The organism is Azospirillum sp. NS33 (assembly GCF_059703765.1).
The window spans coordinates 130,654-147,559 of sequence record NZ_BAAKJB010000004.1; the positions used below are offsets into that span (position 1 = coordinate 130,654).

General features: G+C 72.3%; 21 protein-coding genes. 17 read left to right on the plus strand and 4 right to left on the minus strand.

Features of this window, described 5'->3' with window-relative positions:
- Nucleotides 1–3: 3 nt before the first annotated feature.
- From AC6H2I_RS05795 to AC6H2I_RS05810, 4 genes are read left to right on the plus strand one after another with little or no spacing between them, the layout of a single operon-like run.
- A complete protein-coding gene (locus AC6H2I_RS05795) occupies nucleotides 4–411 on the plus strand; it encodes a GNAT family N-acetyltransferase (protein WP_497499633.1) in 408 nt (135 codons plus the stop codon).
- An 8-nt stretch (nucleotides 412–419) separates the two neighbouring features.
- Nucleotides 420–1,214, plus strand: a complete 795-nt coding sequence (locus AC6H2I_RS05800) for a PhzF family phenazine biosynthesis protein (RefSeq protein ID WP_497499634.1) — start codon at nucleotides 420–422, stop codon at nucleotides 1,212–1,214.
- Entirely contained in the window at nucleotides 1,207–1,689 is a 483-nt protein-coding gene (locus AC6H2I_RS05805) for a GNAT family N-acetyltransferase (protein ID WP_497499635.1), read from the plus strand. Before AC6H2I_RS05800 ends, AC6H2I_RS05805 begins: the two co-directional genes overlap by 8 nt.
- Nucleotides 1,686–2,141 carry a MaoC/PaaZ C-terminal domain-containing protein gene (locus tag AC6H2I_RS05810; protein ID WP_497499636.1) on the plus strand — a complete coding sequence of 152 codons (456 nt, stop codon included), beginning with the start codon at nucleotides 1,686–1,688 and terminating at the stop codon, nucleotides 2,139–2,141. Before AC6H2I_RS05805 ends, AC6H2I_RS05810 begins: the two co-directional genes overlap by 4 nt.
- Before the next feature lie 7 nt (nucleotides 2,142–2,148).
- Here AC6H2I_RS05810 and AC6H2I_RS05815 read toward each other — a convergent pair whose 3' ends face one another.
- Together AC6H2I_RS05815 and AC6H2I_RS05820 are read right to left on the minus strand one after the other, a co-directional pair.
- Nucleotides 2,149–2,715 (minus strand): hypothetical protein, encoded by a 567-nt coding sequence (locus AC6H2I_RS05815; RefSeq protein ID WP_497499637.1) that lies wholly within the window; start codon nucleotides 2,713–2,715, stop codon nucleotides 2,149–2,151.
- A 23-nt stretch (nucleotides 2,716–2,738) separates the two neighbouring features.
- Nucleotides 2,739–3,338 carry a sensor histidine kinase gene (locus AC6H2I_RS05820; protein ID WP_497499638.1) on the minus strand — a complete coding sequence of 200 codons (600 nt, stop codon included), beginning with the start codon at nucleotides 3,336–3,338 and terminating at the stop codon, nucleotides 2,739–2,741.
- Between the two features lie 401 nt (nucleotides 3,339–3,739).
- On the opposite strand from AC6H2I_RS05820, the gene AC6H2I_RS05825 reads away from it, so the two are divergent.
- The gene (locus AC6H2I_RS05825; protein WP_497499639.1) at nucleotides 3,740–4,750 is read left to right on the plus strand and encodes an esterase-like activity of phytase family protein; all 1,011 of its coding nucleotides are present in this window, start codon (nucleotides 3,740–3,742) and stop codon (nucleotides 4,748–4,750) included.
- Here the strand turns inward: AC6H2I_RS05825 and AC6H2I_RS05830 are convergent.
- On the minus strand, nucleotides 4,738–5,244 hold the full coding sequence (locus AC6H2I_RS05830; protein ID WP_497499640.1) for a hypothetical protein: 507 nt from the start codon (nucleotides 5,242–5,244) through the stop codon (nucleotides 4,738–4,740). The two genes, AC6H2I_RS05825 and AC6H2I_RS05830, sit on opposite strands and share 13 nt — an antisense overlap.
- 97 nt (nucleotides 5,245–5,341) lie before the next feature.
- Here AC6H2I_RS05830 and AC6H2I_RS05835 point away from each other — a divergent pair, with 97 nt between their 5' ends.
- From AC6H2I_RS05835 to AC6H2I_RS05865, 7 genes are all read left to right on the plus strand, one after another.
- Entirely contained in the window at nucleotides 5,342–5,929 is a 588-nt protein-coding gene (locus AC6H2I_RS05835) for a riboflavin synthase (RefSeq protein WP_497499641.1), read from the plus strand.
- The gene (ribB, locus tag AC6H2I_RS05840) at nucleotides 5,926–7,059 is read left to right on the plus strand and encodes a 3,4-dihydroxy-2-butanone-4-phosphate synthase (protein ID WP_497499642.1); all 1,134 of its coding nucleotides are present in this window, start codon (nucleotides 5,926–5,928) and stop codon (nucleotides 7,057–7,059) included. Before AC6H2I_RS05835 ends, ribB begins: the two co-directional genes overlap by 4 nt.
- 6 nt (nucleotides 7,060–7,065) lie before the next feature.
- Nucleotides 7,066–7,530: a 6,7-dimethyl-8-ribityllumazine synthase gene (gene ribH / locus AC6H2I_RS05845; RefSeq protein ID WP_497499643.1), complete on the plus strand. Its 465-nt coding sequence runs from the start codon at nucleotides 7,066–7,068 to the stop codon at nucleotides 7,528–7,530.
- A 53-nt stretch (nucleotides 7,531–7,583) separates the two neighbouring features.
- Nucleotides 7,584–8,153 carry a transcription antitermination factor NusB gene (nusB, locus tag AC6H2I_RS05850; RefSeq protein WP_497499644.1) on the plus strand — a complete coding sequence of 190 codons (570 nt, stop codon included), beginning with the start codon at nucleotides 7,584–7,586 and terminating at the stop codon, nucleotides 8,151–8,153.
- Complete coding sequence (thiL, locus tag AC6H2I_RS05855; protein WP_497499645.1) at nucleotides 8,131–9,129, plus strand: thiamine-phosphate kinase; 999 nt, start codon at nucleotides 8,131–8,133, stop codon at nucleotides 9,127–9,129. Before nusB ends, thiL begins: the two co-directional genes overlap by 23 nt.
- A gap of 245 nt (nucleotides 9,130–9,374) precedes the next feature.
- The gene (locus AC6H2I_RS05860) at nucleotides 9,375–9,827 is read left to right on the plus strand and encodes a hypothetical protein (RefSeq protein ID WP_497499646.1); all 453 of its coding nucleotides are present in this window, start codon (nucleotides 9,375–9,377) and stop codon (nucleotides 9,825–9,827) included.
- Between the two features lie 319 nt (nucleotides 9,828–10,146).
- Nucleotides 10,147–12,258, plus strand: a complete 2,112-nt coding sequence (locus AC6H2I_RS05865) for a sodium-translocating pyrophosphatase (RefSeq protein ID WP_497499647.1) — start codon at nucleotides 10,147–10,149, stop codon at nucleotides 12,256–12,258.
- Nucleotides 12,259–12,358: 100 nt separating this feature from the next.
- Here the strand turns inward: AC6H2I_RS05865 and AC6H2I_RS05870 are convergent, their stop codons facing one another.
- Nucleotides 12,359–12,823, minus strand: coding sequence for an outer membrane protein assembly factor BamE (locus AC6H2I_RS05870; RefSeq protein WP_497499648.1), 465 nt, complete (start codon nucleotides 12,821–12,823; stop codon nucleotides 12,359–12,361).
- Nucleotides 12,824–13,056: 233 nt separating this feature from the next.
- Here AC6H2I_RS05870 and AC6H2I_RS05875 point away from each other — a divergent pair, with 233 nt between their 5' ends.
- The 5 genes from AC6H2I_RS05875 to AC6H2I_RS05895 all read left to right on the plus strand — a co-directional run bounded on the left by AC6H2I_RS05875 (nucleotide 13,057) and on the right by AC6H2I_RS05895 (nucleotide 16,821).
- Entirely contained in the window at nucleotides 13,057–13,611 is a 555-nt protein-coding gene (locus AC6H2I_RS05875; protein ID WP_497499649.1) for a ubiquinol-cytochrome C chaperone family protein, read from the plus strand.
- Nucleotides 13,612–13,754: 143 nt separating this feature from the next.
- Complete coding sequence (locus AC6H2I_RS05880) at nucleotides 13,755–14,354, plus strand: YceD family protein (RefSeq protein WP_497499650.1); 600 nt, start codon at nucleotides 13,755–13,757, stop codon at nucleotides 14,352–14,354.
- A 109-nt stretch (nucleotides 14,355–14,463) separates the two neighbouring features.
- Nucleotides 14,464–14,646 (plus strand): 50S ribosomal protein L32, encoded by a 183-nt coding sequence (gene rpmF / locus AC6H2I_RS05885; RefSeq protein ID WP_497499651.1) that lies wholly within the window; start codon nucleotides 14,464–14,466, stop codon nucleotides 14,644–14,646.
- Between the two features lie 142 nt (nucleotides 14,647–14,788).
- Nucleotides 14,789–15,841: a phosphate acyltransferase PlsX gene (gene plsX, locus AC6H2I_RS05890; protein ID WP_497499652.1), complete on the plus strand. Its 1,053-nt coding sequence runs from the start codon at nucleotides 14,789–14,791 to the stop codon at nucleotides 15,839–15,841.
- A gap of 5 nt (nucleotides 15,842–15,846) precedes the next feature.
- Entirely contained in the window at nucleotides 15,847–16,821 is a 975-nt protein-coding gene (locus AC6H2I_RS05895; protein ID WP_497499653.1) for a beta-ketoacyl-ACP synthase III, read from the plus strand.
- The last annotated feature ends 85 nt before the right edge of the window (nucleotides 16,822–16,906 follow it).

Here is a 16,906-nt window from a genome sequence, read left to right on the forward strand (position 1 = left end):
CGGATGACGGACGTCGTCTACGCCGTCGAACCCGATCTCACCGCCGACGCCTTCGTCGGCGTCCTGGAGCGCTCCGGGCTGGCGGAACGCCGGCCGGTGGGCGACCGGGCGCGCATCGCCGCCATGCTGCGCGGGGCGGGGCTGATCGTCACCGCCCGCGCCGACGGTGCACTGGTCGGGGTGGCCCGTTCGGTCACCGATTTCGCCTATTGCTGCTACCTCTCGGACCTCGCCGTCGACCGGGCCCACCAGGGGCGCGGCATCGGGCGGGAGCTGATGCGGCGCACCCGCGCGGCGGTCGGGGAGGGCGTGACCTGCCTGTTGCTGGCGGCCCCCGCCGCGGTCACCTTCTACGAGGCGGCGGGGTTGGGCCGGCACCCCAACTGCTTCCAGTTCACCACCAGCCCGTGAGGCCCACCATGCGCCTGCCGATCTTCCAGGTCGATGCCTTCGCCGACGCGGTGTTCGCCGGCAACCCCGCGGCGGTGGTGCCGCTGGAGGGCTGGCTGTCCGACGAGCGCCTGCTCGCCATCGCGGCCGAGAACAACCTGTCGGAAACCGCGTTCATCGTGCCCGACGGCGACGGGTTCGAGCTGCGCTGGTTCACGCCGATGGTGGAGGTCGAGCTGTGCGGCCACGCCACCCTGGCGACCGCGTTCGTCGTCGACCGCATCCTGCGGCCGGACGGCCCCGCCACCCTGACCTTCCGGACGCGCCAGGCGGGCACCCTCACCGTCACCCGGGCGGACGGGCGCTACGTGCTGGATTTCCCCGCCCGCCCGGTCGAGCCGGTGGCCGATCCGCATCCCGGTCTGCTGGCGGCCCTGGGCGGGCCGATGCCGCGGGAGGTGCGGGGCGGGCGCGACTACCTCGTCGTCTATGACAGCGCCGACGCCGTTCTCGGCCTGCGCCCCGACATGGCGGGGCTGGCCGCCACCGACCGGCGGGCGGTGTGCGTCACCGCCCCGGGCACGGGAGGGGTCGACGTTGTGTCGCGCTTCTTCGCGCCGTCGGTGGGCATCCCCGAGGATCCGGTCACCGGCGCCGCCCACTGCATGCTCGTGCCCTACTGGGCGGAGCGACTCGGGCGTTCCCGCATCGAGGCACGCCAGGTGTCGGCCCGTGGCGGCGCCTTGTCCTGCGAGTTGGCGGGCGACCGCGTGCGGATCGCCGGCGCGGCGGTTCTCTACCTGGAGGGACACATCCGTGTCTGACCTCTCGGTTGCCGCGGCCGGACCCGGGGACCTCGGGCACGTCCGTGCCCTGTTCCTGGAGTACGCCCGCTCCCTCAATGTCTCGCTGTGCTTCCAGGGCTTCGACGCGGAGCTCGCCGGTCTGCCCGGCGCGTACGCGCCGCCACGGGGCGCGCTGCTGCTGGCGTGGTCCGGCGAAGACGTCGCCGGGGTCGTGGGCGTGCGCCCGCTGGCCGCCGATGCCTGCGAGATGAAGCGGCTGTACGTACGCCCGGCGTTCCGCGGCACCGGGGCGGGGCACCGCCTGGCCGAGGCCGCGATGGCCGCGGGGCGCCGCCTGGGGTACCGGGCGATCCGGCTCGACACGCTGGCGACCATGACCGCCGCCAACGCCCTTTACCGTGCCCTGGGCTTCGTCGAGATCGCGCCCTATTATGAGAACCCGTTGGCCGGTGTGGTGTACTATGAGCGCCGGCTCGACGGGGGCGGGGCATGACGGCGCGGCATTTCGAGGATTTCCAGACCGGCGACGTCTTCGAGACCGCCGGGGTCACGGTGACGGAGTCGCAGATCGTCGACTTCGCCCTGCTGTACGACCCGCAGCCCTTCCACATCGACGCCGTGGCCGCCGCCGACGGGCCGTTCGGCGGGCTGATCGCCAGCGGGTTCCAGACCCTGGCGCTGACCTTCCGGCTGTTCCTGGCGACCGGCGTCCTGGCCGGGACCAGCTTGGGCAGCGGTGCGGCGGACGAGCTGCGCTGGCTGCGCCCGGTGCGCCCCGGCGACACGCTGCGGGTGCGGGTGGAGGTGGTCGCCGTGCGCCCGTCGCGGCGCGGCGACCGCGGCACCGTGCGCTGCGCCTACACCACCACCAACCAGCAGGGCGACCCCGTGCTGACCGTCGCCATCGACCAGATCGTGGCGCGCCGTGCGCCAGCGCCGGCCTGACCGCCGCTCACCCGGCATGCCACGGCCCGCCCGGGGCGGCCAGAGCCTCCACGCGGTCGCGCAGCTTCTGCACCTGGGACGGCGTCAGCGAGACCCCGAACATGGCACGGAAGGCGGCGGCGATGGCGCCGCGGGTGGGGCGGGCGCCGGACGCCGCGAGGTGGCGGTACACGGTGAAGCCGTCAACCCAGCGCTGCACCCGCTCCGCCTTGCCGCGCAGCTGCGCCGCGGCCGGGGTGCGAACGGTCGCGAGGTGGCGTTCCAACCGCCGCGCCGCCTCCAAGGGGGTGAACGCGGGCAGGCGGACCGGCGCCGCGGCGGCGGCCGGTTGGCCGGCCGGCAGGGCGGCGCGCCGGCGCCTCTGACGCGCCCGGTCGGCGGTGCGCAGCGCCTCGGCATAGGCGGGATCGGCGCGGCGGCGCGCCGTTCGCCGCGCGTTCGCCCGCGCGTTGCGGCGGCGCAGCGCCTCGAGCGCCTGGGCCGACAGGCCGCCGCCGCCCAGGCCGCCCCCCAGGAGAAAGGCCACCTCTTCGGGCGTCAGGCGGGACGCGTCGTCGTCGTCGGGGGCGGGCATGGCGGGCGCGGGCCGGTCCGACCCTACAGCGGGAAGCGGACGGCCGCCGTCGTCCCCGTGGAATCGCTGTCGGTCGACAGCGTGTCGCCGAGCTGGGCGGCCAGCGCCTCGGCCAGCATCAGGCCGTCGTCCGAGGTGGTGTCGAAGCCCGCCGGCATGGGCCTGCCGTTGTCCTCGATCTCCAGCCGGCCGCGGCCGTCACCGGCGTGGTTCAGCCGCACCGTGATCCAGCCCTGCTCGGGGAAGGCATGGTGGAGGCTGTTGGAGACCAGCTCGGCGATGATCAAGCCCAGCGGCATCGCTTCGTAGAGCCCGATCTGCATGGGCTCGGCGTCGACGGTCACCGGCACGCTGGCCAGCCCGCCCGGCGTTCCCGCCTTGACGGCCTCGCACAGCGCCTGGACGTAGCGGCCGAGATCCACATGGGTGCCGCTGCCCGATTCGTGGAGCTGGCGGTAAAGGATCGCCAGGGCCTCGATGCGCACGAGGGTCTGCTCGTAGGCGATCCGGGCGTCGGGGTCGCGGATGCGGCCGGCCTGGAGCTTCAGGAGGCTGATCACGAGCTGAAGGCTGTTCTTGGCGCGGTGCTGCAGCTCGCGCATCTCCGCCTCCAGCGCCTTCACGCGGGCCTCCCACGCGCTCTCCGGCGACCCGGGGGCGGCGGGGGGGCCCGCGGCTTGATCCGAGGGGGCGGCGACCGGCACGGACGTGAAGCGCATCGACCTCAACCTGTACTCATAGGGTCCTGCGGCGCCGCGCGGGCGGCGACCGTCGGGCAACAGACGTTTATCTATGCACTCCGGGGCGGGTCTGGGGGTGCTCAAACGAGGTAGTTCCGGTGCCATAGAACGGCCGAAGGGGCAGGCGACGCCGTCCGGATGGCGTACGCGCCGGTGGCCGGGGGCGCCGGGTGCAAATGGGTGGCGGTGGCGGTGGCGGTGGCGGCGGTGGCGGTGCGGACCGGCCACGGTGGCGACCGGACGAGACGGTTTCGCCCCCGGCGCAGGCATGGTTGAGTGGTGCCATGGTCCATCACCACCGCGTGTCCACCCCGCGCATGCGCCGACTGGCGTTCGCGCTTCTGCTCGCCACCGGCTGCTCGACCGCCGTCTCGGGGACCGCCGACCCCGGCGCCGGGGTGACGACGCGGGTCATGGCGCTCGACCCCGGGGACCCTGGCCGCCGCGTCGTCGGCCGGCTGGAGTTCCGGGGCGCGGTCGAGGTCAGCGGCGGCGGCATCGGCGGGCTGTCCGGCCTCGCCCTGCTCGACGGCGACCGGTTCGCCGCGGTCAGCGACCGCGGTTTCGTGGTGTTCGGCCGCTTGCGCCACGACGCCGAAGGCCGGCTGTCCGGCGTCGACGGCCTGGAGACGCGGCGGCTGCCGCGCCCTGGCGGGTCGGCCGACGCCGAGGACATCCAGCGCCTGCCCGGCGGCGGCTGGCTGGTGGCGTTCGAGCGTGACCACCGCATCCTGCGCTATCCCCCCGGGCTCGGCCGCGGCGCCGCCGGCGCTGCGCCGGCGCGGCTGCCGCCGCCCCCCGGCCTCGACGGGGCGCCGCGCAACGGCGGCATCGAGGCCATGGCGCCGCTCGCCGACGGGCGCCTTCTGGTGCTGGAGGAAGGCGCCGACGACGGCGTCGCCGCGCGGCGCGCCTGGATCGCCGCCGCCCCCCTGCGCGGTGCCGGCGACTGGCGGGCGCTCACCTACCGCGCCGCGCCGGGATTCCGCCCCACCGGGGCGGCGGTCGCGCCGTCCGGCGACCTGCTGGTGCTGGAGCGCGCCGTCTCCCTGTTCGGCGGCTGGCAGATCCGGGTGGTCCGGGTCGCCGCCGGCGCCTGGGACCGCGACGCCGTGCTGGAGGGCGACGAGGTGGCGCGCCTCGGCCTGCCGCTGCTGGTGGACAACTTCGAGGGCATCGCCGCCGTCGCCGGGGCCGGCGGCGAGACGCTGCTCTACCTCGTCTCCGACGACAATTTCAGCCCGTTGCAGAGAACGATCGTGGCGCTGTTCGCGCTGCCCCGTCAGGGGCCGTGAACCTCGCGCTCCACCCGCTCCAGCAGCGCGACGATGCCGGCCGCCTCGGCGTCGGACAGCCGGCCGTGCCCGGCGAGGAACGCGGCGACGGGGCGCCCGGTGTAGCGCCCGACCAGCACGCCGTCGCGCCGGACCAGGGCGGCGCGGGCGAGGTCGGCGGCGCGGTCGTGGCACGCCCGGCACCGCTCCTGGTAGAGGGGCGGAGTCGCGGCCTGGGCCTCGAGCATCGCGACGACCCCGCTCGCGTCCTGGGATGGCAGGCCGCCCCGGTGGCGCTCCAGGAAACGGACGAGGTCACGCCTGGGGCCCGGCGCCACCGCACCGCCCATTGCCGTGCCGCCGTCGTCCCGGCCAAGGACCGAGCGCGCGAAATCGCCGGCATGGCCGTGGCAGGACTGGCAACGGTCTTCGAAGAGGCGGTGCAGATCGGTGGCCGCGGCGGGCGACGCCGCCAGCGGCAGCGCCAAGGCCAATGCGGTGAGAAGGCGGTGCATGGTGGCCCGAGGATACGCCCGGCAGGCTATGGCGTAAAGCGTAGGTGCCGCGCGCTCGCCGCTTCCGCCCGCGGCAAAACCTGCTACAGTCCGCGCCATGTTTACCGGAATCGTCACCGACGTCGGCCGTGTGCGCTCTGTGGAGAGGCAGGGCGACACACGCTTCACCATCGAGACCGCCTTCGCCATGGAGACGGTGCCGATCGGCGCGTCCATCGCCAACAGCGGCGTCTGCCTCACCGTCGTCGCCAAGGGACCGGGCTGGTTCGTCGTCCAGGCCTCGGCCGAGACGCTGTCGAAGACGACGCTCGGCGCCTGGCGGCCCGGCACCGCCGTCAACCTGGAGCGCGCCCTGAAGGTGGGCGACGAGCTCGGCGGGCACATCGTGTCCGGCCACGTCGACGGCGTCGCCACGGTGGTCGACCTGCGCCCGGACGGCGAGTCCGTGCGCTACACCTTCGAGGCGCCGCCCGCGCTGGCAAAGTACGTCGCGTCCAAGGGATCGGTCGCGCTGGACGGCGTCTCGCTCACCGTCAACGAGGTGGACGGCGCCCGCTTCGGGGTGAACATCATCCCGCACACCCAGGGCGCCACCACCTTCGGCGCCCTCGCGCCCGGTGACCGGGTGAACATGGAAATCGACATGCTGGCGCGCTACGTCGCCCGGCTGGTGGGTCAAGAATGACGTCCGAATACCACTCCTATCTGTCCTCGGCCGAGGATCTGCTCGAAGAAGCGCGCCAGGGCCGGATGTTCGTGCTCGTCGACGACGAGGACCGCGAGAACGAGGGCGACCTCGTCATTCCCGCGCAGATGGCCACGCCGGAGGTCATCAACTTCATGGCCAAGCACGGCCGCGGCCTGATCTGCCTGGCGCTCGACCGCCAGCGCATCGAGAAGCTGCGGCTGCCGCTGATGGCGCAGCAGAACGCGTCGCGCCACCACACCGCCTTCACCGTCTCGATCGAGGCGCGCGAGGGGGTCACCACCGGCATCTCCGCCGCCGACCGCGCCCGCACCATCGAGGTCGCCATCGACGACGCGGCGGGGCCCGAGGACCTGGTGACGCCCGGCCACGTCTTCCCGTTGCTGGCCCGCGACGGCGGCGTTCTGGTGCGGGCCGGCCACACGGAGGCCGCGGTCGACATCGCCCGCATGGTCGGGCTGACCCCGGCCGGGGTGATCTGCGAGATCATGAACGACGACGGCACCATGGCCCGCCTGCCGGACCTGGTGACCTTCGCCCAGTTCCACGGCCTCAAGGTCGGCACCATCGCCGACCTCATCGCCCACCGCCGGCGCACCGAGACCATCGTCGAGCAGCGCCTGGCCGGCACCCTGGACAGCCGCTTCGGCGGCCACTTCCAGATGTACGTCTACGTCAACAAGGTCGCCTACGCCGAGCACATCGCCCTGGTCCGCGGCGACATCAGCGGCGACGATCCGGTGCTGGTGCGCATGCACGCGCTCTCCGTCCTCGACGACGTGCTGGGCGACCGCTCCGCCGGGCGGGACGGCGAACTGCAGGCCTGCATGGACCTGATCGCCAAGGAGGGGCGCGGCGTCCTCGTGCTGCTGCGCGAGCCGCAGGCGACCGGCCTCTCGGCGGTGGCGCGGGCGCGCCTTGAGGGGCAGAGCGCCAGCGGCGCCGAGCTGCGCGACTACGGCGTCGGCGCGCAGATCCTGCTCGACCTCGGCGTGCGCAAGATGGAGTTGCTGACCAACCGCCGCAAGACGATCATCGGGCTGGAGGGCTACGGCCTGACGGTGGTCGGCCAGCGGGCCGTGCCGGGCGGCGGGCCGGAGCCGGAGTGACCGGCGATGAGCGACGCGCCGCACATCATGGTGGTGGAGTCCCGTTTCCACGAGGACATCGCCGACGAATTGGTGCGCGGCGCCCTGGCCGAACTGGGCAAGCAGGGTGCGACCCATCACCGGGTGCCGGTGCCCGGCGCGCTGGAGATCCCGGCGGCGGTGCAGATCGCCGTCCGGTCGATGGACGTCTACACCGCGCGGCGGCGCTTCGACGGCTATGTCGCCCTGGGATGCGTGATCCGCGGCGAGACGATCCAGTACGACCTGGTCTGCGCCGAGGCCATGCGCGGCCTGCACGACCTGACGCTGCGCCACAGCCTGGCGGTCGGCAACGGCATCCTGGCGGTGGAGAACCGCGAGCAGGCATGGCTGCGGGCCGCCACCGGGGGCCGCAACCGCGGCGCCCTGGCGGCCCGTGCCTGTCTTGACATGATCGAGCTGAAGCGCCAATTCCGCCTCTATCCGCGGTGACGGTGCCGAAAACCCCGACTTCCCTTGAGCATTCCAGGCAGTTCCAAGACATCATGAGCAACGAAGACGCGGCCGACCACGCCAAGGCGCGGCGCGGCAACCGGAGGACCGGGGCGAAGAAGACCGGGGGCGGCTCGGCCAAGGCGCGGCGCAAGGCGGCCCGCCTCTCGGCCGTGCAGGCGCTGTACCAGATCGAGCTGACCGGCGCCGAGGTGGAGCCGGTGATCGGCGAGTTCGTCAAGCACCGGCTCGGCCAGGAGATCGATGGCGAGCAGTTCGTCGCCGCCGACCCGCAGCTGTTCGCCGACATCGTCCGCGGTGCCGCCCACCGGCGCGAGGAGGTCGACGGGCTGGTCACCGCCGCGCTGTCGCCGAAGTTCCCGCTGGAGCGCGTCGAGCTGCTGCTGCGCGCCATATTCCGCGCCGGCGCCTACGAGCTGTTCGTCCACCGCGACGTCCATCCGCGCATCGTCATCAGCGAGTACGTGGACGTGGGCCACGCCTTCTTCGCCGGGCGCGAGCCGGGCATGGTCAACGGCGTGCTCGACCACGTCGCCCGCGTCCTGCGCCCCGACGAGCTGCAACAGCCGGTTCCCGGACGTGACGCCGCCGGCGACGCCTGACGGCGAGTTCGGCCGCATCGCCCGCCACTTCCGGCCGCTCGCCGCCGGCTTCCCGGGGGCGCGCGGGCTGGCCGACGACGCCGCCGTGTTCGCCGTTCCGGACGGGACGGAGCTGGTGGTCACCATGGACGCCATGGTGGCCGGCATCCATTTCCTGCCCGACGACCCGCCCGGCGACATCGCCGCCAAGCTGATGCGAGTCAACCTGTCCGACCTCGCCGCCATGGCCGCGGAACCCTACGCCTACACCCTGGCGGTGGCGCTGCCGCGCGAGCTGCCGGAGGCGTGGCTGGCGGCCTTCGCCGCCGCCCTCGGCGAGGACCAGCGCCGCTACGGCATCGCCCTGGCCGGCGGCGATTCCGTGTCGACCCGGGGGCCGATCACCCTGGCGCTGACCGCCTTCGGGCTGGTGCCCGCGGGCCAGGCGCTGCCGCGCTCCGGCGGCCGTCCGGGCGACGCGGTGTTCGTCACCGGCAGCATCGGCGACGCCGCCCTCGGCCTGGCCGTGGCGCTGGGGGAGCTGGAGGTGGCCGAGCCGGCGGCCCGGGCCCACCTGCTGCACCGCCTGCGCCGGCCCGAGCCGCGCCTCACCGTCGGCGCCGGTCTGCGGCGGCTGGCGTCGGCGGCGATCGACGTCTCCGACGGGCTGGTCGCCGACCTCGCCCATGTCGCCGAGGAGTCCGGCTGTGCGGCCGAGGTGGAGGCGGCGCGGGTGCCATTGTCACCGGCCGCCCGCGCCGTGATCGGTGGCGACCCGGCGCTGCTGGCGCGCGCGCTGACCGGCGGCGACGACTACGAGGTGCTGTTCACCGCGGCCGCGGAGCGCCGCGACGCCGTGGCCGCTCTCGCCGACGCCTGCGGAGTCGCGGTGACCGAGATCGGCCGCCTGTGCGACGGCGCGGCGGGCACCGTCACGGTGCGCGGGGCGGACGGCGCACCGCTCGCCCTGCCTGGGGGCGGCTGGGTGCATTTCTGACGCGGGTCCGCCGCGACGGAGCCGAGGGATGGCGGGCTCGCAACGGCCCGGCCCGCTGGACGCGCGGGTCTGCTGAACGCGCCGGTCTGCTGAACGCGCCGGTCTGCTGAACGCGCCGGTCTGCTGAACGCGCCGGTCTGCTGAACGCGCCGGTCTGCTGAACGCGCCGGTCTGCTTAACGCGATGGTAGGCAACCGCCGTCATGGTGGGGCGGCGCACGGTTCGCGACTCGGGGGTGTTCGGCCATGAAGGCCTTGGTGGTTCTGGTGTTCGGCCTGCTGCTGCTGGGTGGTGCCGCGTTTGGCGGCTGGACCTTGTACGAGATGTACATCGTCGGCAAGGACCCCGGTGCGGAGCCGCCGCCCCCGCCGCCCCCGCCGGTCACCTCCTATGTGCGGATGAAGCCGTTCACCGTGCCGGTGATCGGCGACAACCGGGTGCGGCAGTTCATCACCATCGCGCTCACCGTCGAGGTGATCGCGGACAAGCAGCCGATCGCCCAGGCCAACGTCCCCCGCCTCGAGGACGCCTTCATCAGCATCCTGTATGAAGCCCTCGACGAGGGCTCGATCCTGCGCGGCGAGATCGTCGACATCGGCGCTCTGAAGGCCAAGCTGCGCGAGGCCGCGGAGAAAACGCTGAGCGCCGCCATCGTCCACGATGTGCTGATCCAGGTCGTCTCACAGCGCAATCTGTAGTATCCGCCGGGTTGCCACCCCGGCTTTTCGCTGCGCCGCAAACGACCGGCGCCGGCCGGTCTTTCCGTTGTCAGAATGATGCCCAGAAGAACGGGCCATCGGCAATGGCCTATGGCGAACAGGATATTTGCGCGGCGCTGCTCCGGGCCGCCGCCGGCCTTCCCCGGCCATTTCGCCGCGTGAGCGCCGGCCTTGCCGCTGTTGCAAAGGGCTGTCCGGCGTAGCATGCTCTTTGGCGAAAAACCCGGCCTGATCACCGCCTCGTCTTGCGCGGCGGCGATGGACATTCAGACCGGAACAATATTTGTCGGGGGATCGTATGCTAATTGCGTTCATATTTGTGATCGCCTGCGGCGTTCTGGCGCTGGCGTATGGTGCGTACGCGGGCAAGGAGGTCATGGCGGCTCCTGCCGGCTCGGAGCGCATGCAGGCCATCGCCGGCGCGGTGCAGGAAGGCGCCCGGGCGTACCTGAACCGCCAATACACGACCATCGCCATTGCCGGCGTGGTCATCCTCGTCATCCTCGGCGCCATCCTCGGCGTCACCGTGGCGATCGGCTTCTTCATCGGTGCCGTGCTGTCCGGCGTGGCCGGCTACATCGGCATGAACGTGTCGGTTCGCGCCAACGTGCGCACCGCCCAGGCGGCGACCGAGGGGCTGGCCAAGGCCCTGGACATCGCCTTCAAGTCGGGCGCCATCACCGGCATGCTGGTGGTCGGGCTGGGGCTTCTCGGCGTCGGCGGCTATTTCGCGGCGCTGTCCGCGCTCTACGACCTCGCCAACCCGGCCGACCTGCGCCACGTGCTGGAGGCCCTGGTGGCCCTGAGCTTCGGGGCGTCGCTGATCTCGATCTTCGCCCGCCTGGGCGGCGGCATCTTCACCAAGGGCGCCGACGTCGGCGCCGACCTCGTCGGCAAGGTGGAGGCGGGCATTCCCGAGGACGACCCGCGCAACCCCGCGGTCATCGCCGACAATGTCGGCGACAATGTCGGCGACTGTGCCGGCATGGCCGCCGACCTCTTCGAGACCTACGCCGTCACCATCGTCGCCACCATGCTGCTGGCGGCGATTTTTTTTGCCGGTGACGTCGTCCGCACCCTGCTCCTCTATCCCCTGGTGATCTGCGCCGCGTGCATCATCGCCTCGGTGATCGGCGTCTTCTTCGTCAAGCTGGGGCCCAGCAACAACATCATGGCCGCCCTCTACAAGGGCTTCTTCGGGTCGGCGGTGATCTCCTGCGCGCTGATCTTCGTGGTCACCCTGCTGATGTTCGGATTCAGCGCGCCGATCCCGATGATGAGCGGTGCGGGGACGGTCAGCATCACCGGCACCAACCTGTTCGTCTGCTCGCTGGTCGGGCTGGCGGTGACCGGGCTGCTGGTGTGGATCACGGAATACTACACCTCCACCGCCTACCGCCCGGTGCGCAGTGTCGCCCGCGCCTCGGAGACGGGGCACGGCACCAACGTCATCCAGGGTCTGGCGGTGTCCATGGAGGCGACGGCGCTGCCGGTGCTGGTGATCTGCACCGGCATCATCGTCGCCTATGGCCAGGCCCACGTCTTCGGCATCGGCATCGCCGCCACGACGATGCTGGCCCTGGCCGGCATGGTGGTGGCTCTCGACGCCTATGGGCCGGTCACCGACAACGCCGGCGGCATCGCCGAGATGTCCGAGATGCCCAAGGAGGTCCGCGTCACCACCGACGCCCTCGACGCCGTCGGCAACACCACCAAGGCGGTGACCAAGGGCTACGCCATCGGCTCCGCCGGGCTGGCGGCGCTGGTGCTGTTCGCCGCCTATGTCCAGGATCTCAAGCACTACTTCCCGAATGTCGAGGTGTCCTTCCAACTCGACAGCCCGTTCGTGGTGATCGGCCTGCTGTTCGGCGGCCTGCTGCCCTACCTGTTCGGGGCGATGGGCATGACGGCGGTGGGGCGCGCGGCGGGAGCGGTGGTGGTCGAGGTGCGCCGCCAGTTCCGCGAGATCCCCGGCATCATGGAAGGCACCGCCAAGCCCGACTACGGCCGGGCCGTGGACATGCTCACCAAGGCGGCGATCAAGGAGATGATCGTGCCGTCCCTGCTGCCGGTGCTGGCGCCGGTGGCGCTCTACCTCGTCATCAACGCGGTGGCCAGCCAGGCCGACGCCTTCTCCGCGCTCGGCGCCATGCTGCTGGGAACCATCGTGACCGGGGTGTTCGTCGCGATTTCCATGACGTCGGGCGGCGGCGCCTGGGACAACGCCAAGAAGTACATCGAGGAGGGGCACCACGGCGGCAAGGGGTCCGACGCCCACAAGGCGGCGGTCACCGGCGACACCGTGGGCGACCCCTACAAGGACACCGCCGGCCCGGCGGTGAACCCGATGATCAAGATCACCAACATCGTGGCGCTGCTGCTGCTGGCGATCATCGCCAAGCTGAGCTGACGCCGGGCCTCAACGGACGAGGCCGGGCGCTGGCCCGGCCTCTCCCCATCTCCAGTGACGCTCGCGTCCGGTGACGCTCCCGGGTGCCGGCGGCGCCGGGTCAGAGCCCGCCCGGTCCCTTGCCGGATTCCTTGGCGCCGAAGCGGCCGAAGTTGCCCAGCATCTGCTCCAGGAACGTCATCTCGCGGCCGTGGGTCGGCGTGGTGCGGTCGACGATCTCGATCTCCTGGCCGGCCGCGGCGTCGAGCTGCTGGATCTCCTTGACCACGCCGGCGGGATCGAAGGCGACGATCACCACCTTGCGCTCCACCACATCGGCGTCGAAGAAGGCGGTCTTCTCGGTGCGCTGGCCGATGTAGTACCAGACGTCGTGGTCGAAGGTGCCGACCTGGGTCGGCGTGCCCAGCAGCGCCGCCACATCCTCGCGGCGGCTCTCGCCGGCCTTGATGGCGGCGATCTGCTCGGCGTCGGCCATGTTGCCGCGGGTGGCGACGGTCGGCGCGCAAGCGGTGGCGGCGAGACCGGCAAGGCTCAGCGCGACCAGCGCGTGGATCGGTTTCGTCATGGTGATCAGCTCGTTTTCCCTGGGCTGGGGCGCGGGCGACGCTTGACGGCATACCCCCTTCGGCCCAAATGAGGGGACCATCGCACCGCGCGCTCGTCACTGTCAACGGCGGGTGCGCGCTCGAGTCGGTTTACCACAGGGCGGCCACTGGGCGGCCGTCCCTTCGGGCCCCCCGGGGCGCCCGCCCGCCTGACCCGCTGACCTGACCCGCTGACCGGAAGAGTCCCCGTCCCGTGTTCGACCGCCTGTTCCGCCGCCGCCGCGACATCGACGCCACCACCGGCCTGTACGCCGCCCTCGTCGCCCAGGCCCGGCAGGAGGCGTTCTACCGCGACTTCGCCGTGCCCGACACCATCGACGGCCGGTTCGACCTGGTGGCGCTGCACGTCTTTCTGGCCATGCACCGCCTGAAGGGGAACGGGGCCGCGGCCAACGCCCGGGCGCGCCAGCTCTACGACATCATGATGATCGACTTCGACCGCGGCCTGCGGGAGATGGGGGTGGGCGACAGCGGCATCGGCCGCCGCGTGACCATGATGATCCGCGCCGTCACCGGGCGCATCGCCGCCTACGACCGGGCGCTCGCGGCGGATGACCCGCGCGCCCTGGAGGTCGCCCTGGACAACAACCTCTACGGCACGGTGCACGACACCGACGCCGAGGCCCTGGCGGCGCTGGCGGGCTACATCCGCGACCAGGTGGCGGCGCTGGCGGCGCAGCCGCTCGACGCGCTGCTGCGCGGCGACATCCGCTTCGCCGCGCCGCGGCGGGTGGAGCATTCGGGCTAGGCGGCGAACCGGCGCGGCGGCGTCCTGTTGCACCAGGCCAGGGGACGGTGCCGCGCGGCGGCTTTTCTTCGCCGGGGATGTGTGGTTGAGTCGCGGGCGATCGCGACGCGGCCACGGGGACCACGCAAGCACGGGGTTGGGAGATGGAGCAGGGTACGCACGGCACGGCCCGTGGCACGAAGGCGGCCGAGTTCTCGCGTGTCGTCCAGTCCGAGCGCGTCGGGCGGGGCGACGTGGTGGAACGGATCACGGCCAGCCCGTCCGAACGCGACGCCCTGGCGCGGCGCTTCGAACTGGAGGCCGTTGAGCGGCTGGAGGCGACGGTGAGGCTGCGCCGTGCCGGGGCGGAGATGGTGCGGGTGACCGGGGCGCTGAGCGCCGACGTGGTGCAGACCTGCGTCGTGTCTCTGGAGCCGGTGCGCGCCACCGTCACCGAGGACTTCGAGGCGCTGTTCGCGCCGGAGACGCTGGTCCCGGAGGCCGGTGACGAGATCGACGTCGAGTTCGACGCGGCGTCGCTGGACGAGGACGTCCCGGAGCCCATGGAGCGGGGTCGCATCGACATCGGCGAACTGACGGCGCAGCACCTCTCCCTGGCGCTCGACCCGTACCCGCGCGCCCCCGGCCTGGCGCCGCTCGAGGCCGCGGACGAGGTGGCCCCCGAGGAGGGCCGAGAGGAGGACGGCGCGGCGGCGCGGCCCAATCCCTTCGCCGTTCTGGAGCGCTGGAAAGCCCCCCGGTGAGCGGGCGGAACGTGCTTGCCCTTGGCGCGGGTTTGCCGTATTGAATGCGGCTCGCGTCAGGCGGCCCCTTTTCGGGCCGCCTTTTCCAATGATATGAGAGTATACCGTCATGGCCGTTCCCAAGAAGAAGACCTCCAAGTCCCGGCGCAACATGCGGCGCTCGCACCACGCCCTGTCGACCAACAGCCACGCCGAGTGCCCGAACTGCGGTGAGCTGAAGCGCCCCCACCACGTCTGCGGGTCGTGCGGTCACTACGACCAGCGCGAAGTGGTGAAGACCACCGCGGCTTGATGCCGCTGTCCGGGCGGCAGGGCGGCCCGGCGCCGCTGTCCTGGCACCAGGGTGGCGTCACGCCGCGGGACCGCCGGTGCGCCTTTTGGTGGCAGCCCCGTCGGTGGCAGCCCCTTCGTTGGCAGCAGGGAGTCCGTCCGAGGTGAGCCAGCGCCTGACCATCGCCCTCGACGCCATGGGTGGCGACCACGCCCCCGACATGGTCGTTGCCGGAGCGGAGATCGCCCGCGAACGTCACCCCGACGTGCAGTACCTGCTGTTCGGCGACGAGGCGCGCATCGTGCCGCTGCTCGACAAGCTGCCGACGCTCAGGGCGGCATCCGAGGTGGTGCACACCACGGACGCCGTCGCGGCCGACGCCAAGCCGTCCGTGGCGCTGCGCGCGGGGCGGCAGTCGAGCATGCGGCTCGCCATCGACGCGGTGGCCCAGGGGCGTGCGGCCTGCGTCGTCTCGGCGGGCAACACCGGGGCGCTGATGGCGATGGCCAAGTTCGTGCTGAAGACGCTGCCCGGGATCGACCGGCCGGCGATCGCGTCCTTCTTCCCGACCCAGGTCGGCGAGAGCGTGATGCTCGACCTCGGCGCGAACACCGAGTGCTCGGCCGACAACCTGGTGCAGTTCGCCCTGATGGGGTCGGTCTTCGCCCGCACCGTCCTGGGGCTGGCGGAGCCGAGCGTCGGCGTGCTCAACATCGGGTCGGAGGACGTGAAGGGCAACGAGACGGTGCGGGGTGCCGCGCTGCGCCTGCGCGCGATGCCGCTGCCCGGCCGCTTCCACGGCTTCGTCGAGGGCACGGACATCGCCGCGGGCACCACCGACGTGATCGTCACCGACGGCTTCACCGGCAACGTCGCGCTGAAGACCGCGGAAGGCACCGCCAAGCTCTACACCGAGTTCCTGCGCCGCACGTTCCAGGCCTCGCTGACCGCGCGGCTGGGCTATCTGCTGGCGCGCTCGGCCTTCAAGAAGCTGAAGCACCGCACCGACCCGCGACGCTACAACGGGGCGATGTTCCTCGGCCTGCGCGGGGTGTGCGTCAAGAGCCACGGCGGCACCGACGCGGTGGGCTTCGCCAACGCTGTCGGTGTGGCCCTGAACCTCGCGGCCAACCGGTTCAACGACAAGATCATGGAAGAGATGCAGCGTCTCGCCAACGCGCCGTCCCTTCCCGACACCAAGGCGGCGGCGGTCTGACACCCATGTTGAAGCGTTCCCGGATCGTCGGCTGCGGGTCCTACCTGCCGGCCAACGCGGTCAGCAACCAAGAACTCACCCGCCGCGTCGACACCTCGGACGAGTGGATCGTCCAGCGCACCGGCATCCGCTCGCGCCACATCGCCGCGGACGGGGAACTGACCTCCGACCTGGCGATCGCCGCCGCCCGCGCCGCTCTGGAGCAGGCCGGGCTGGACGCCGGCGACATCGACTGCGTGGTGCTGGCCACCACCACCCCCGACAACACCTTCCCGTCGACCGCGACCAAGGTCCAGGCGGGGCTCGGCATGACCCGCGGCTTCGCGCTGGACGTCCAGGCGGTGTGCGCCGGGTTCATCTACGCCCTGTCGGTGGCCGACACCTTCCTGCGCACCGGCCAGGCGACCCGCGCCCTGGTGATCGGCGCGGAGACCTTCTCGCGCATCGTCGACTGGAAGGACCGCACCACCTGCGTCCTGTTCGGCGACGGCGCCGGCGCCGTGGTGCTGGAGGCGGGAGAGGGCGCGGGCACCGCCGCCGACCGCGGGGTTCTGTCCACCCACCTGCATTCCGACGGGCGCTACTACGACCTGCTCTACGTCGACGGCGGGCCGTCGTCGACGGGAACCGCCGGCTGCGTGCGCATGGAGGGGCAGGAGGTGTTCCGCCACGCCGTGACCAAGCTGTCGGAGGTGGTGGAGGAGGCCCTGCTCGCCAACGGGCTGGAGGCGTCGGCGGTGGATTGGCTGGTGCCGCACCAGGCCAACCGCCGCATCATCGACGGGATCGCCCGCAAGCTGAAGCTGCCGCCGGAGAAGGTGGTGCTGACCGTCGACCGTCACGGCAACACGTCGGCGGCGTCGATCCCGCTGGCCCTGTCCGAGGCGGTGGCCGACGGCCGCGTCAAGCGCGGCGACCTCATCCTCATGGAGGCGATCGGCGGCGGCCTCACCTGGGGTGCCGCGCTGGTGCGCTGGTAGGGGCGGCAAAGACCCCGGAGCGCACCGGGTGGCTTGAGCCAAGCTTTTGAATTGACGGGGTTCCGCCGTCGCTCTACCGTTTCCC